This is a genomic window from Zhihengliuella sp., from assembly GCF_031178195.1.
In the GTDB taxonomy this organism is placed as follows: Bacteria; Actinomycetota; Actinomycetes; order Actinomycetales; family Micrococcaceae; genus Zhihengliuella.
On sequence record NZ_JAPSJL010000010.1, the window covers coordinates 1 to 15,242 of the forward strand.

The window sequence follows — 15,242 nt, forward strand, 5'->3', positions numbered from 1 at the left end:
ATAGCGCCCCTAAGCTTCTCATGATCCCGCCCGCAGCGTTTCTGTCCCGGTCCGCCGCATCCGGCGGCGACTGTGCAGGCGCGGAACCCGCTCCAACGGAAGGCACTGAATGACGGCCCATTCATCCCAGGCACCCTGGCAGCGCGCCGCAGACGCAGCGGGTCTGCTGGGCCGCAGCGGCGCAGTCGCCCCCACGGTTTTCGAGGAGCTGACGGCTCTGGCGAACCGCTATGACGCCATCAATCTGGGGCAGGGCTTCCCGGATTCGGACGGCCCTGCCGAGCTGCGCTCCGCCGCGCAGGAAGCCATCGCGCTCGGCATCGATCAGGGAGGGCTGAACCAGTACGCCCCCGGCATCGGACTGCCGGAGCTCCGTACCGCCGTGGCCGAACACCAGCGGCGGTTCTACGGCCGCGAACTGGATCCACAGACCGAGGTCCTCGCCACCACCGGCGCCACCGAGGGGATCGCCGCGACGATTCTCGCCCTCGTCTCGGCCGGTGACCGGGTGGTCACGCTGTCGCCGTTCTACGATTCGTACGCGGCGATGATCGGGCTGGCCGGCGGAACCCATGCCACCATTCCCCTGCGCTGGCCCGACTTCCAGCCGCGCATCGAGGACATCGAGCAGGCCATCACACCCGGCACGCGTCTCGTCGTCGTCAACACCCCGCACAACCCGACCGGCACGATCGTCGCGACCGAGGCCCTGGAAGCGATCGTTCAACGCTGCCTCGAGGTCGGCGCCTGGATCCTGAGTGACGAGGTCTACGAGCATCTGGTGTTCGAGGGAGCCCACGTGCCCGTGGCGACCCTGCCCGACGCGGCCGACATCACCCTGACGGCGGGCTCGGCCGGCAAGTCGTTCTCGCTCACCGGATGGAAGGTCGGCTGGTTGACGGGCCCTCGAGAACTCGTGACCGCCGCGCGGGCCGTCAAGCAGTTCCTGACGTATTCCTCCGGCGGCCCCTTCCAGCGAGCCGTCGCCCGGGGCCTGGGGTTCGACAAGGCCTTCTTCCTCGCCAGAGCAACCCAGCTGCAGGAGCAGTCGCGTCTCCTCGGTGACGCGCTGACCTCGATCGGCCTCGACGTCAACTGCCCCGCGGCCGGCTACTTCCTCATCGCCGATACGCGCCCGCTCGGCGTCGTCGACGCGCGGGAGCTCGCCTATCGGCTGCCGGAGGCGCTCGGCGTCGCCGCCATCCCCGTCACTGCGTTCGTCCATCCGCAGGGGCGCGAGACCTACGCGCCCCTGCTGCGCTTCGCGTTCTGCAAGCGCCCGGAGGTGCTCGCCGAGGCGGCGGAGCGGCTGCAGCGCCTGCCGGAGATCCTGTGAGCACCCGGCGGACCAACCGCAGCCTGTCCATGGCCTCCGGGGCGGTCGCCCGGATCATTGCAGATCCACTGCAGGACGAGGCGGTCATCCTGCTGGTCGGCGAGGCGGAGCAGTCCCACGTCCACCTCGCGGACCAGCGGATCATCTTCTACGAATACCTCCAGCGCATCTCCCATGCGCTCGACGCCAGATTCCCGGCCGACGCCGGCGGAGATCTCCCGGCGCTGCGGGTCCTCCACCTCGGCGCCGGTGCCCTGACGCTGCCTCGGTCGATCGGACTCCGCCGCCCGGGCAGCCGCCAGACGGTCGTCGACATCGAGCGCGAGCTCGTCGACTTCGTCACCGGGCTCGTGCCGCTGCCGACGGAGCTGCAGCGGGGACGGGACATCGTCTCGGTGGTGGACGACGCGCGGGCGTATGTGGAGCACCTGACCGTCTCCGCCCGCGACGCTGAAGCAGGCCACGGGTTCGACGCCGTCGTGCTGGACATCTTCACGGGCCGGGACTCCCCCGGGCACCTCGCCGACCCCGATTTCTACCGGCTCCTGCGGAAGCAGCTGACGCCACGAGGCCTGCTGATCGTCAACGTAGGCGACGACGAGGGGATGCACTTCGCCCGCGAGCAGATCCGGGCGCTGCGCGGGGCGTTCGCCGATGTCCTGGCCACCGGGGCGACGGAGCTCTTCACCGGCCGGTATGCCGGGAACATCGTGGCGGTGGCCTCCGAGTCTCCGTTCGAGGCCCAGGAGCTGGAGCGGCTCTCCGCGGCCGGCCCGTTCCCGGGGACCACGCTCCACGGCGTCGAGCTGGACGGGTTCAGCCGCGGTTAGCCGGCTCTGCATACCAGATCCGGGTCTCCCCGTACTTCTTGCCGTCGATCATCTCGAGACCCGCCGGCCAGGCCGGCTCCGGCGACCGGCTGGACCGCTCGACGACCACGACGGCGGACTCCGACAGGCGCGGGAGCAGACTCTCCAGGACCTCGGCCAGCTCCTCCTCGGTCACCGGGTATGGAGGATCGAGGAAGACCAGGTCCCACACGTCGCCCAGCGTCCCGATGATGCCGGGGGCGCGCCCCTTGACCGCGCGGGCACCCGTGGTCCCCCGTTCCGTCTGCGCCGGACCCGCGCTGCCGCGGCCGCCCCGTTGCCCCGCCCCGACGGCCTTGTTCACTCGTTCCGCGTTGGCGCGGGCGGTCCTGACGGCCGCGTCCGCAGAGTCGACGAGTACCGCGCGTCGGGCGCCCCGGCTCACGGCCTCGAGACCCAGCGCGCCGCTGCCCGCGAAGAGATCGAGCACCCTCGCGTCCTGGATCGCCTCCCAGTGCTCGAGGCGTGAGAAGACGGACTCCTTCACCCGGTCGGTCGTGGGGCGCGTCCCCGTGCCCGGCACGCTGGTCAGCGCGAGGCCACCAGCGATCCCTGCGATGATGCGGCTCATTCAGTCCTCCAGTCTCCGGCGCCCCCAGGCGCGGTCAGGCCCGCTCGAGGAAGGCTTTGCTGTCCTCGTCCATGGTCGAGATGATATGGCGGAGCGTCGGGTATCCCTCCAGGCCGGGGTCGCGCCGGATGACGTCGAAAGCAGCGTCCCGCGCCCGGGCGATGACCTTCTGGTCCCGTGTCACGCGGAGGAGCTTCAGGCTCGACGCTCCACCGCTCTGGGAGGCCCCGAGGATATCCCCCTCCTTGCGCGTATCGACGTCGTACTCGCTCAGCTCGAGCCCGTCGGTGGTGCTAGCGACCTTGAACAGGCGGCCGGTCGAGGGGTGGTCCTCCGCGAGCCGGGTGACCAGGATGCACGTGCCCCCGTGCGCCCCGCGCCCCACTCGCCCGCGCAGCTGATGGAGCTGGGCGACCCCGAAGCGGTCGGCGTCCATGATGATCATGAGGGTGGCGTTCGGGACGTCGACGCCGACTTCGACGACGGTGGTCGAGACCAGCAGGTCGATCTCGCCGCGGGCGAACGCCGTCATCGTCTGGTCCTTGACGTCGCTGGGCAGCCCGCCGTGCAGGATCGAGATCACCGCCTCCCGGAGGGAGGGCTCGTTGACCAGCTGCTCCGTCAGCGCCTCGGCGGATGTCGGCTGCGGTCCCTCGTCGGCGCCAGCGGACGAGCCCGCCCGGGCTTTCCCGCCGCCGTTGCGGTCCGCGGCCCCGCCGATGAGAGGGCAGACGACGAAGACCTGCCGGCCGGCGGCGATCTCTTCCCGGGCGCGTTCCCAGAGCCGGGTCTCCCACGCCGGGTGCGCCTCGAGGGAGGAGACATGGGTGCGGATCGGCTGGCGTCCGCGCGGCAACTCCGTGAGCGTGGAGACGGCCAGATCGCCGAAACTGGTCATCGCGATGGTCCGCGGAATGGGCGTCGCCGTCATGATCAGGGTGTGGGGCGTGGTCGCGGCCCGCTGGCGGAGGACGTCGCGCTGCTCGACGCCGAAGCGATGCTGCTCGTCGACCACGACCATCCCGAGCTCGACGAAACCGACGTTCTCGGAGAGCAGCGCGTGCGTGCCCACCACGAGATCCACCTCACCGCTGGCGAGCCCGAGGAGGGTGCGCTTCTTGGAGGCCTGCGGGGTCGATCCGGTGAGCAGGTCCACGCGGATGGCGTGCTCCGCGGCGGTGAGCGTGCCGCCCTCCCCCAACGGGCCGAGCGCGGCGCGGATCGAGCGGAAGTGCTGCTCGGCGAGGACCTCGGTCGGGGCGAGGAACGCCGCCTGCGCCCCGGCGTCGACGGTCTGAAGAATCGCCCGGAGCGCGACGACGGTCTTGCCGGAGCCGACCTCGCCCTGCAGCAGGCGGTTCATCGGCGACGTGGAGGCCAGGTCCGCCGAGATCTCAGCACCCGCCGCCAGCTGACCGGCCGTGAGCGTGAAGGGCAGGGCGGCATCGAACGCCGACAGCACGCCGTCGGACCGCGGCGGCCGGGGAACCGCCGGCAGGGCCTCGTGGGCCGCCCGGCGGGTCGCCAGCACCGTCTGCAGGAGGAAGGCTTCCTGGTACTTGAACCGGTGCTGGGCCCGGTAGGCCTCCTGGAGCGTGTCCGGTCGGTGGATGGAGCGATACGCCTGGCGCAGGGGCAGGAGCCGTTCCGCCGCCTGTGACTCGGGGGGCAGGGGGTCGGCGAGGCCCTCCAGGACGCCGTCGTCGAGGAGCCGGCCGATCTGCTTGCGGATCCAGTCGCTCGCCATGGTCTTGGTGGCGCCGTAGATCGGTGTCGGCCTCAGGTCGACGCCGGGGTCATCGCTCTCGGGGGCGAGGATCTCGTAGTCGGGGTGGCTCAGCGTGAGGCCGTCCTGCCGTACGGTCGGCACACCCGAGAGCAGCAGGCGGGTGCCCGTCACGAGTCGCTCGACGGCACGGTTGTTGAAGAAGACCACGCTTACGCGCGCACCGGCAGCATCGGGGTCATCCGCGACCTTGAGCTCGTACAGCGTGCCGCGCCGCTGGTGCATGCGGCGCTTACGGAAGTCGACCACGGTGCCGATGACGCTTGCATCGACGCCGGGCACGAGCTCGGCGATGGGCGCCAAGGCGCCGCGCTCGATGTAGCGTCGGGGGTAGTAGTCGAGGAGATCGCCGAGAGTCGTGATGCCGAGCTCGCGCTCGATCCGAGTGGCGTCGGCGGCCGCCAGCAGCGCGCTCAGGGGCTGCTCGCGGACGGGTACGGCCGTCATGCGCAGTCTTGGGCGGTGCTGAGACTGGTCACCGTCACATTCTCCGGTTCGCAGAAGGTGCGGAACATCTCCAGAACTGGCGCGGCCTCGGGAACGTGGACGTGGACCCGCCAGCGAGTCGCCTCCCCGGAGCCGTCGGGCAAGGGGCTCATGATCACGGACTCGCCCATGTCGTCGAGCTGGCCGCGGAGCAGCGCGGCGTCGAGCGGGGACAGGGACATGCTGCACATGACCTCGACGCCTTCCTCCGCCTCGGCGGTTGCGTGGATGTGGGGATCCTGGATCGCGTACCCCGGGAACCCCTCGAGAACGAACTCATCGACGGGCTCTCCGACAACGGCTGCCTTGAGCGCCTCGAGGACGAGGAGGAAGCCCATGGCTCCCGCGTCGACGACCTGCGCTCTCGTCAGGAGGTCCAGTTCGCCCTCGGATGCGACCACGGCCAGTCGGGTCCCCTCGACGGCCGCGTCCAAGCCCGTGAGCAGCGCGGCCCGCGAGTGCAGGTCGACGTCGCGCAGGGAGTCCTCGAGCGCACGATTGACCGCTTCGTTGGCGGCGCTCATCGCGCTGGGCATGGTGCCTGGAACCGGGTCGGTGAGCGCGGACCAGGCGCGCAGCTGCCCCCGGTCGAGCCCTTCGGAGAGATGCTGGAGGACCAGACGGCGCTGTCCCACCAGGGGCTCGGCGAAGCCGAGGAGGAAGACCGAGAGCAGCGTCCCGGAGTTCCCCCGTGCGTTCTCCAGGGCTGCCTGGGCGGCCTCGCGCAGGAGCACGCCGATATCCTCGGTGTCCTGGAGTTCCTGCGCCCGTTCGGAGGCGATGCGTACCGTCTGGTAGAGGTTCGTGCCCGTGTCCCCGTCCGGGACGGGGAAGACATTGATCGCATCCAGCCGGTCGCTGTGGTTGCCGAGCACGGTCTCTGCCTGCTTCAACCACGCTCTGGCGCCCTGCGCTCCGGTCGCGAGTTTCTGCTGCACGTCTCTGCCCATCGGTTTCGCCTAGAACGGCTGGATAGCCGCATTTGTCCGCCTCACAGCGTATCCCATGCGTTTCCGTACCCGCCGCCGTCGGCCAGTGAACCGCCGAAATGCCGGAAGCTCCGAGCTATGGTGCGTATGATCGGGCAGGACTTTTCTCGACATGGAGGCTGGAGATGACTCGCCGCACCAGGACGGCGGCCCGCCACGCGGCCGCCGGTGCGCGCCACGCGCGGCAGGACCCCGGGGCAGCCGTGCCCGCGGGTCTGGCGGATCCTTTCCACGCCGATCCAGACCGCGTGCCCTGGCTCGGCACGCGCCGGGAGCCGGACGACGACCTGCACCCCGCCACGACGGGAATAACGCTGCTGACTTCCTTCGTGACAAGCGAGGCAAAGCTCCGACGCAAGCGGCTGATCGTCAAGACATTGCTCGTCGCGGGCGTCGTTTCCGTCCCCCTAGTAGCTTTCGCCCTTTATCTGGTCAGCTGACACACTCCGGCGTCGGCCCGGCGATCCGGACCACTAACGGGACGGCGACGTCGTCCGGACGGCGAAGGGCGGGCTCGGCATCGATTCGCTTCGATGCCGAGCCCGCCCTTTGTATTCCACCTCCCGGCAATCAGCCGAGCACTACTCGCTCGAGCTCCCCCAGGACCAGATCGGCGTGGAATCTCTGGCAGTACTCCCGGGCTCTGCGGGTGGCCTCCGTGTAGGCTGCCTCGTCACCGGTGGTCTCGAGGATCGTTTCCGCCATGGACCCGACGGTCAGGTGCAGCCAGTCTCCGGGGTAGATGTGCTCGGCGCCCGGCCACGCCAGGGACACGGGAAGCGCACCCGAGGCACCGCCGTCGGCCAGCGTGAGATGGAAGGACTCGAAGTCGCTCACGGACAGGACGACGCCGATCTTGCCGTACCATTCGGCCATGTCGTTCCCATGACCGTCGAAGTGAACGGCGCCCTTCAGCAGCGGGTCCTCCGCGATGCGGGCGTGCTGGGCGTTGTAGTACGCCATCTCGTCATCGCGTTTGAGCATCCACGGGTAGTCCTCCGGCGTCTTGCCCTTGATGAAGAGCTGGTAGCGCTGATCAGTCAGACGGAGCTGCCGGAGCACGTCGAGGGCGCGGTCGAGGTGCTTCTGCCGCGGCACGATCCCCACGAGGCCCAGATTGAACCGGCTCCCGTCCTGCTTGTCCTGGTCGAACAGTGCTGGGTCGACGGCGTTGGGGATGATGCGGGCCGAGCCCTCGGGGTATCCCAGCCGGCTGACCGCCATGTCGCGGACGAGTCGGCCGACGTAGACGGTCGCATCGAAACGCTTCGCCTCGGTCCGTTCGGGGTACGGGGTGAACAGTTCCTGGGAATGGAACCTGACGACGAGTCGTTGATCCGCCCGTACGTGACGCGAGTACCACTCGGCATTGCCCAATGACCACTCGCAGAAGACCACGTCCGCTTCCGCCAGCAGTCGGCGGCTCTGCTCCGGGTCGTGCTGGGCATGGTCCTGCCACTCGTCGATCAGCAGCGTGTGCCCGGACGATTGCAGGCGTTCGATCAACGTTCGCGCAAACTTCAGGTCGTGGCCGGCCACGAGGACCGTCTGCGGGCGGACCGCATCGGCGATCTCCTCCGGCGCTTTGCTCGGCGTGTCGGCGACGACAGCCCTCCGGACCGCGACCACCGGTTCGACTCCGGCGGAATCGCGACCAAACCACGGTGACCCAGCGACGGAGGCGCGCCGGACCAGCAGCGTCTTGCCCCGCTCGTCAACGTCCCGGGGCTGCACCTCTGCACGCTCCAGCGCCTGCTCGCCCGAGACCCGGCGCTCGAGCCAGAGCGAGCGCGCGAGGTCCTCGGCGATCTCGGGGTCGTTCAGTGCTTCACCGAACCAAGCCCGCGACAAGTCCGGGAAGTCGCCGTCCTCGGTCGAGATCTCGATCCCTGCCGCACCGAGGACATCGGCGGTCGCGGAGGAGGCGGTCTCGCGGCTCCGGACGGCGACCGGCCGGTGCGTCTGGTCGAGAATGCTGGACGCGACGGTCGGGGTGAGCGACTCGACCTCGAGAACATAGTCGGGAAGTGCCTCCACGGCGATGGCCAGCCCGGCCGTCCGGAGCATATAGGCCAGTCTGTGCGTCGCCAGGTGGGCACGGTAGACGTGCCGATGGAGGCACCATCCGTCCGCGTTTCGTCCGGCCTCGTCGTTCAGCCAATAGTCGGCCAGCAAATCTGCGGTCCCCGCCTTCGCCGCCAGCGGTAGCAGCTCCGCGAAAAGCGTGGTGACGCCCCTCCCTCGACCGGAGATGACCGGCGTACCGCAGCCCGAGAGTTCCATCACTCGCCGGGAGAACATCGTGGGAGACTTGTCCACGGAGTTGACGTTCACGTGGACCGGATGCGACTTGTAGGCAGCCACCATCTCCGAGTAATCGAGTCCCCCTCGCACGTGCGGTGCCAACTGCTCAGGGAACCGATAGGGGCTGTTCTCGTGATTGACCTGACGGTCGTAGATCGTCAGGCCATGCGGTTCCACCTCGCCGAGAATGCGCAATAGTTCTGCAGAACGGTCTGGATACCGGTCACCGTAGTACGAGCCGCCGTAGGCGACGGTGTGCTCATAAGCTCGGTCAACCGGGAACGGGTGATGCAGCGTTGCCTGCGCGAAAAAGGGAAGCGACGCTACGGTACGCACTGTGCCCGCGCCTTCGGTCGCGTAGCGGCGAATGCAGTCGGCGTCGGTGGTGAACACGTGGTCGAAGAGCACGGCGGTACGGATGAACCGCTCCGTGTGGACGGGGTCCTCCTTGTTCCAGAAGATCGTTGGGATCCCGCGGGCACGGCATGCTTCCACAAGGGCTTTGAGTGGGGCGATCTCCTCATCGCTGTAGTAACCAACTCCACGAGTCCAAGCTCCACCGTTGCCGGCCCAAGCCGATTCGACGAGCAATACGTCGAGGCCCCCCGTCTCGAGCACTTCATGCCATGTCTCAGGGTAAAGAGCAGTTGTTCGGCACTCCGGTCCGAAGGTGGCGAACGTGAATTCGTCGGCGATAAGACCCAGACGGACGCCGGCGAGCATTCGGATAGCCGGCGACCCTTGATTGGCCGAAACATGCCCAGCAGCCATTAGTTCTTTGTGAGTTGCGGTTGCACGCCGTGCGACTGCAGCCCATGACCGGTATTTGACCGCCCAGCTACGGGCCGCTCGCCCAAGATCAGCTCGCCGTTCGGGCGCTTGTCCCAGCTCGATCAGGACATCGGCGAGGGCATCGGCGTCACCCGCCGCAAACAGGTAGCCTCGCCGCTGTTCCTCACCAATCAAGTGCTTGATCGGCGCTACGTCGGACCCTACGACAGGTATCCCGGCTGCCATCGCCTCGAGCGGTTTGAGTGGAGAGACCATCTCCGTCACGACGTTGGAGCGCCGCGGACAGGGAGCGACATCGAAGAGCGAAAGGTATTTGCGAACCATGGTGGGTTTCACGCGCCCTGTAAAGGTAACAGCCTCGGCCAAATCAAGCTCATCGACGAGGCTCTCCAGTACCTTCCGCTCCTTGCCGTCCCCGACGAGAACAAGTCGGGCGTTCGGCAGCACTTCATGCACCTTTTCGAACGCTCGCACGAGAAGGTCGAGCCCTTCATATGCAACCATGCTGCCCGCGTAACCGATAACGAAGTCATCGGAGGTGATCCGCAGCGCCTTGGCCAAACCTCTGTCCCTCGGACCCGGAACAAACGTTGCCGGATCTGCGGCATTTGGTAGCGAACCGATCCGGTCGGGCTCGACTCCACGCGCCACCAACTCGGCGCGCACCTCATCCGTTATGGCCAGCACACGATCTGCATTGGCGGCCACATAGCTCTCTAGTCGCGCCGCAAGCTGGAACCGCTCCGTGTTCACCCAACCATCCCCCCTAGCGGCTACTTCAGTGACCTCCCACAGGCCGCGAACCTCATACACGAAAGGCAACCCGAGGCGACGCGCCGCAATGAGCGCGGGGAGCGCCGTGAAATAGTTGGAAGCGCTATGAATAACCGCCGGGCGGTGAAGCAACGCCTCCCGCACATAGGTGTCGGCTGCCTGTTGCACGTATACATCGAGTGGTGTGCGCGACCAATCCAGTCCAGGGTTGTAGAAGTAGTCCAGACCGCCATAGGGCCGCCTGACCCTCCGCTCGACTGGAGGTCGCTTATCGGTCGTGGTGTCCCAAGGGTAGCCAGGACGCGCAACGACTAGCACATCCTCGCCGGCAGCACCGAGCGCCGACACAAGATGACTCGTCCGGGTCGAGTAACCGTTCGATTGGTATTCAGCAGTGCTATGGGCGCAATACATGACGCGCCCATGGACAGGCTGCAACCCCGGAGTCAGACCGCGCGGCGCGAGCATTGGGAGCTGCTCAAAAAGCGTTATCTGACCGTTGAGCTTGTTTCTCCAGAACGTTTCTGCAGCGGATTCGTCCTCTCCCGGGGCGCCGAGCGCCTCCAGCGCTCCGCGAAGCCACCCCGCGTCGAACTGCTCCCGCATGGCCTCAATCGGCTTCTGACCCGGATTAAGCGGTGGCAAAGCATCTGGTACGGACCGTTCCGTCAGGTTGGCGGAAGCAATCTCCGCGGCTCCTGCATCGGCGGAAATTGCCCTCGGAGCCGCTGTCACGACTCGAGTATTGTCCGTGACCGGCCTCGTAAATCTCCGCACGATTCGTGAAGGATCGCTCAGTAGACCTGCGACTCTGACCGAACGCCTCGCGCGTAGAGAATTGTAGGCGTCTTTGAACTTGTCTACCCGTATCGTCTGCTTCTCGAGTTGACGCGCCAAATGATCACGCTTTGCTCGAGTTGCAGCAAGCTCTTCGCGCAGTCTGCCTTGTTCGCGAGAGACTGACTTGAGCTGCTCCTCCGCCCGTTTTCGAAGCTGTTTCTCCTTTGCCAGCTCGTCGACCAGACGCAGCGGATCCAAGGTGCCTCGGGCCATTTCAGTCTCAATGCGGCGTGCTCGGGCACGGGACAACGGGTTTTCGAGACCTGAGAGTGGACGATTAATTTTCGTGCCCATGACTGCCTTTCGATCCTCCACGGTTATTTGACGACCCGAATGGCCGCGGGTCCGAACTGCGCTCGGATTCGACGCAGGATTTGCCCAGCCTTGGCCTTTTCTTTGGAGCGCTCGGCTTTCGTCAACTGATTGTACCAAATTGGAATCTGTCTCGCCGGGGCGTCCATCAAGATTTCGGACTTGCGAAACCAGGCGATCCGGTCACTCGTGCGAGCCAAGAAATTCACATCACGCGATAAGAGTACAATCGATCCGCCCCGCCTGCGGAATCCATGGAGTTTGGACTCTACGCGTTCGTCGCGAAAGGCTTCAGAGATGCTTTCCGCGTCCTCGATGATCAGGAGCCGAATCCCGGTCGCCAATGCCATGAAAATTTGGCACCGTGCCACGGTCAACGAATCAATATCGTCGACTATCTCGTCAATGACTCCCCCCGCGTGTGCCTCATCAACCACTACGTCGATCAGCCCACGCAAGGATGCCCCGTTGACTTGGCGCGCTCTCGCAACCCTCTGAAGATTGACTCGAAGACTTTCATCAGCTAGGAACTCGGTGGATGGGGATAGATTAATGACCTGACCGGACTCATAGATATGACCACTCGAGGGTGACAGCGACCCGCACATGATGTCGGCCACTGTGTTAATACCATCCCTCTTCGCGCCGAGGATCCCCAGGGTCTCCCCCGACCAGACGACGAGATCGAGCCCGTCAATTTCAATCGCATACTCATTTTTGCCCCGACCATAGGTCTGCGAATGACGGATCCCTTGGAGGACCATATTCGCACGCATCTCACCGGCGACGGAACCGCCTTCATTCATCACCAACGCTCCTATGACTGCTTTCGCCGCGCCAGATCAGAACCGTGCCAGCGAGAAGAGGGACTACAGCCCACAAGATCATTATTAGCCACCCCTCGATGGACGGCAATTCGTTGTACACGAAGACTTCACGGATATGATTGAGAACCCAAGCCATTGGATTCCAATGGATAATGAAGGCGAATACCGGCCCTAGTTCCGCGAATTTGGCCACCGGGAACATGACGCCGGAGCCAAACATCCACGCCCTGGTTGATACCCTCAGAATATTGTTGAGGTCGGGGACCCGCGCGATAAAATGTGCTGCGATGAGCGAGATTCCTAGGTTGATACCGATTTGTAAGACGATGACCGGAACGACCAGAAACGCGATCGGACTAAGATTCTCGAGAGGCGGCAAAGCAAGGATCATGACAACGAGTACAAGGTAGCTCGGGAGCCCGGCGATCCACGTCCGGAGATTTTCGTTAATAGGCGCCGCGATAGCAGGGAGCGAGCTTGTGGACGAGGAGGTCCGCCACCGGTAAATCGACATCGAGGAGCCGTTGACGCAGCGGGTTGTCATCTGGAAACAGAAAACGCCCACCAATAGGAAGGCAATAAAGTTCGGAATGCCTTTATCCATCTGAAGAATGAGTCCGAACACAATATAGAATACTGCGCCATCCATGATGGGATTGATGATCAGCCAAAGATTTCCGAGCGCTTGATGCTCTCCGCGACTTGAAACATGCGTTCTGGCCTCGTGAAACATGAAGCTACGCACATCCCACACACGAAGAATATAGTCTATGAGCGAATCTTTTTCGCCTCGAAGACTTAGATGCCCTACATCGACTTCCACGGCACGCTCGCTCACTGGCATACAACCGACCGTTCCATTAATGCAAGGATATGAAAGCCTACCTTAGTCATGGGCGAACTTCCCCAATTCCATATACTTCTCTATGCACATTCGCGCGTTCCTCTCCCATGTTCGAGACCGAAGTACCATCGAACGTCCAGCGAATCCCATACGCGATCGCGCCTCTCCGTCTTCAAGCAACCTGTCTATCGCTGCAGCCAGAGCAGACGGGTTCCCGGGAGGTACGAGGGAGCCTGTGACTCCTTCACTGACCATCTCCCGGAGCGCGGGCAAGTCCGAGGCGACCACGGGTCGACACGATGCCATGGCTTCGACCGGCTTCAGCGGCGTGACTGACCTAGTGACGGCGAAGTCCTTGCGGGGCACCACGAAAACGTCGAGCGCCTGATGACGGAGGGGTGCCTGGTGAGCCGGAACGCGTCCAGTGAAGATTTCCTCCGGGTCCAGCCCGAGCTCGGCCGCGTGGAGGCGCAGACTCGGCATGGCTATGCCGTCGCCCACGATCATCAGTTCGACGTCGTCGCGTTCCCGCCGCAGCTCGGCGTACGCACTGATGAGATCATCGAGCCCCTCGTAGGCGACCAGGGAAGAGACCGTGCCGATATAGAACTTGTCTGGGTCGAGGTGCAGCGCCGTCTTGGCGGCACGGGAGGGTTTCGGGGTCTCGAGGTACGCGGTGCCGACCGCATTCGGTGATAGCAGCACGCGTGCGGGATCGACCCCGGCCGCGACGATCTTGTTCCTCATGGCGTGTCCCAATGTAAGAACGAGGTCGGCTGCCGCCATCACCTCCGCTTCGCGGGCATTGAAGTGTCGATAGCGCTCAGATTCCGTCGCCTCCGGTCCTCGCTTCGAAGCCCAAGTGTCGGATAGTTGTCCGCGGACCTCGTACACCCACGGGATGCCGACCGCCTCGGCGACCGCCCTCGCGACCAGTCCGTTCACGAAGTGGGTCGTCGTGTGGAGCGCTGTCGGCCTAAGGTCGAGCACGAGCTTGAGGAGCTTTTCCGTCTCCTCCTGCAGGCGGTCCCGAATGTTGGGTATCGGACCGTCGGAACGGAGGCGGTGGTACGTGACGTGTTCGAGTGTCTGTTTGCTGTGGTGTGGCAGGATGCCTAGCGACTCCGGATAGCCGAGCCTGGTGGCTGCGTGGACATGCCAACCGGCAGCCGCTTGGGCCTTGAGGAGAGAGTGCGAACGCTGCGTATACCCAGTAGTTGTGTAGGGCAGCGAATTCGTCAACAAGTGAAGCACCGTCTGGGCGCGCGGCTCGTAAGCGTCGACCGTTGGAACTACGGGCACCCAGTCGCCGAACACTTCCTGCTCGGCGAGGTACCGTTCGCGGAGACGAGCGAGACGGCTGTTCCCAGGATCGAGCCGCGAGATCGCCTGGGTGGTGTTCCCGTTGTAGAAGTCGAGTTTGGCGAGGGTTTGCTCTGTTCCGATCGCGTCGTCCATCCGCTCAGCGAATACCTTCGCGAGCTCGGGCTCATGTGCCACGAGCGCGAGGTCAGCGAAGTACTTTGCCTGAGTTCCCCGAGGGCCCTTGGCGAGCGCAGCTTTGAGGCGTTCGCGCACCGAGTCGGGGTTCTCTCGAAGCAGTGCCGCGGTGGCGGCCATTCGAGTACCAGGTGCGGCCCCCAGAAGCGTGTCAACGGCCGTGAGGACGCGACGGTGAGAGTTGGTGGCATTCCGACGCCAGAGCCGCAGGATGAATGAAGCCGGATCCTCCTGCCAATGCCGCTTGAGCGTGTGACGGTGCACTAGAACATTCATCGTCTACGGCTTCGCCTTCGTGGTGGGGCGGCGGAAGACTTTCAGGTAGTACAGCACCGCGCCGCCGCCGACAATGATGGCCACGCCCGCGTTAGCGACCGACTGGAGGGCAGCATCGTTTCCTGTGCGCACCGCGGAGGCGGCTGCCGAGGATTCACTGTCATCCTGCGGTGCGGTAGGGGGCGCCGCCAAGGCATGCTCGGTCTGGTCCGCAGAACTCATGTGGTCGGCCGATGCTGCCTCCGACGGTGTCTCAGCGGCGCGCGGAGACGCTGGCCCGGACGATGAAGGCGATCCCGCCTCAGGGGTTGCGTAGAGGACGCGGCCGGAAAGGAAGCTGTACCTGTAACCGGTGTCCGCCAGCGTACCGGGGGTCAGCATCTGTCCGGTCTCGGGCACCACCAAATAACCGGTGCGCGGGTGAATGTAGTAGCCCGTGCCTGGATCGACGGCGAGGCGGGTGGTCCCCGCGCGCTGCTGCTCCGATTGGTTCCCGCCGGCGGATTCCAGCTGGGATCCGGTAGTCGTGCCCGAATTCGTCGCTCCCCGGGTGCTCTGACCAGTCCTCCCGCGCTCTGACGTAACGCCCGTCTGGGGCTGCGGTTTCGGAGAGCTCGTCGGCGACGGTTCGGCCGAAGCGGCCGATGTCGCGTCCCCGACGGGGTCCGACGACGGCGCGCTGGTCGGGAAGGGGGGTTCTGGAACAGCGTCGGCCGGGTTCGCGTCCACCTCTACG

The 15,242-nt window shown here is 65.4% G+C and carries 11 protein-coding genes; 3 read left to right on the forward strand and 8 right to left on the reverse strand.

The features are described from left to right. The first annotated feature begins 109 nt into the window (after positions 1-109). Entirely contained in the window at positions 110-1,336 is a 1,227-nt protein-coding gene (locus RIN46_RS12825) for an aminotransferase class I/II-fold pyridoxal phosphate-dependent enzyme (RefSeq protein ID WP_309081908.1), read from the forward strand. Then, positions 1,333-2,166, forward strand: a complete 834-nt coding sequence (locus RIN46_RS12830) for a fused MFS/spermidine synthase (RefSeq protein WP_309081909.1) — start codon at positions 1,333-1,335, stop codon at positions 2,164-2,166. The genes RIN46_RS12825 and RIN46_RS12830 overlap by 4 nt, the downstream gene beginning before the upstream one ends. Here RIN46_RS12830 and rsmD read toward each other — a convergent pair. Genes rsmD through RIN46_RS12845 form a run of 3 tightly spaced genes read right to left on the reverse strand, consistent with a single transcriptional unit; the run spans position 2,153 to position 5,998 of the window. Next, positions 2,153-2,776 carry a 16S rRNA (guanine(966)-N(2))-methyltransferase RsmD gene (gene rsmD, locus RIN46_RS12835; RefSeq protein WP_309081910.1) on the reverse strand — a complete coding sequence of 208 codons (624 nt, stop codon included), beginning with the start codon at positions 2,774-2,776 and terminating at the stop codon, positions 2,153-2,155. The genes RIN46_RS12830 and rsmD overlap by 14 nt on opposite strands. A 34-nt stretch (positions 2,777-2,810) precedes the next feature. Next, positions 2,811-5,009 carry an ATP-dependent DNA helicase RecG gene (locus RIN46_RS12840; protein ID WP_309081911.1) on the reverse strand — a complete coding sequence of 733 codons (2,199 nt, stop codon included), beginning with the start codon at positions 5,007-5,009 and terminating at the stop codon, positions 2,811-2,813. Then, positions 5,006-5,998, reverse strand: coding sequence for a DAK2 domain-containing protein (locus RIN46_RS12845; protein ID WP_309081912.1), 993 nt, complete (start codon positions 5,996-5,998; stop codon positions 5,006-5,008). The genes RIN46_RS12840 and RIN46_RS12845 overlap by 4 nt, the downstream gene beginning before the upstream one ends. Before the next feature lie 164 nt (positions 5,999-6,162). Here RIN46_RS12845 and RIN46_RS12850 point away from each other — a divergent pair, with 164 nt between their 5' ends. After that, positions 6,163-6,477: a hypothetical protein gene (locus tag RIN46_RS12850; RefSeq protein ID WP_309081913.1), complete on the forward strand. Its 315-nt coding sequence runs from the start codon at positions 6,163-6,165 to the stop codon at positions 6,475-6,477. 130 nt (positions 6,478-6,607) lie between these two features. On the opposite strand, the gene RIN46_RS12855 is transcribed toward RIN46_RS12850, so the two are convergent. The 5 genes from RIN46_RS12855 to RIN46_RS12875 form a co-directional block, all read right to left on the reverse strand. Next, on the reverse strand, positions 6,608-11,041 hold the full coding sequence (locus tag RIN46_RS12855) for a glycosyltransferase (RefSeq protein ID WP_309081914.1): 4,434 nt from the start codon (positions 11,039-11,041) through the stop codon (positions 6,608-6,610). Between the two features lie 23 nt (positions 11,042-11,064). After that, positions 11,065-11,868, reverse strand: a complete 804-nt coding sequence (locus tag RIN46_RS12860; RefSeq protein WP_309081915.1) for a hypothetical protein — start codon at positions 11,866-11,868, stop codon at positions 11,065-11,067. Next, positions 11,858-12,724: an ABC transporter permease gene (locus RIN46_RS12865; RefSeq protein WP_309081916.1), complete on the reverse strand. Its 867-nt coding sequence runs from the start codon at positions 12,722-12,724 to the stop codon at positions 11,858-11,860. The genes RIN46_RS12860 and RIN46_RS12865 overlap by 11 nt, the downstream gene beginning before the upstream one ends. A gap of 48 nt (positions 12,725-12,772) precedes the next feature. After that, the gene (locus RIN46_RS12870) at positions 12,773-14,350 is read right to left on the reverse strand and encodes a glycosyltransferase family 4 protein (protein ID WP_309081917.1); all 1,578 of its coding nucleotides are present in this window, start codon (positions 14,348-14,350) and stop codon (positions 12,773-12,775) included. A gap of 159 nt (positions 14,351-14,509) precedes the next feature. After that, the gene (locus tag RIN46_RS12875) at positions 14,510-14,728 is read right to left on the reverse strand and encodes a hypothetical protein (RefSeq protein ID WP_309081918.1); all 219 of its coding nucleotides are present in this window, start codon (positions 14,726-14,728) and stop codon (positions 14,510-14,512) included. Positions 14,729-15,242: the final 514 nt, after the last annotated feature.

What these genes read in the sequence shown, in the direction of transcription:
- RIN46_RS12825 (WP_309081908.1), top strand. Translation starts at nt 110, where the DNA reads ATGACGGCCCATTCATCCCAGGCACCCTGGCAGCGCGCCGCAGACGCA.
- rsmD (WP_309081910.1), bottom strand. Translation starts at nt 2,776, where the DNA reads ATGAGCCGCATCATCGCAGGGATCGCTGGTGGCCTCGCGCTGACCAGC.
- RIN46_RS12840 (WP_309081911.1), bottom strand. Translation starts at nt 5,009, where the DNA reads ATGACGGCCGTACCCGTCCGCGAGCAGCCCCTGAGCGCGCTGCTGGCG.
- RIN46_RS12845 (WP_309081912.1), bottom strand. Translation starts at nt 5,998, where the DNA reads ATGGGCAGAGACGTGCAGCAGAAACTCGCGACCGGAGCGCAGGGCGCC.
- RIN46_RS12850 (WP_309081913.1), top strand. Translation starts at nt 6,163, where the DNA reads ATGACTCGCCGCACCAGGACGGCGGCCCGCCACGCGGCCGCCGGTGCG.
- RIN46_RS12855 (WP_309081914.1), bottom strand. Translation starts at nt 11,041, where the DNA reads ATGGGCACGAAAATTAATCGTCCACTCTCAGGTCTCGAAAACCCGTTG.
- RIN46_RS12870 (WP_309081917.1), bottom strand. Translation starts at nt 14,350, where the DNA reads ATGGCCGCCACCGCGGCACTGCTTCGAGAGAACCCCGACTCGGTGCGC.
- RIN46_RS12875 (WP_309081918.1), bottom strand. Translation starts at nt 14,728, where the DNA reads ATGAGTTCTGCGGACCAGACCGAGCATGCCTTGGCGGCGCCCCCTACC.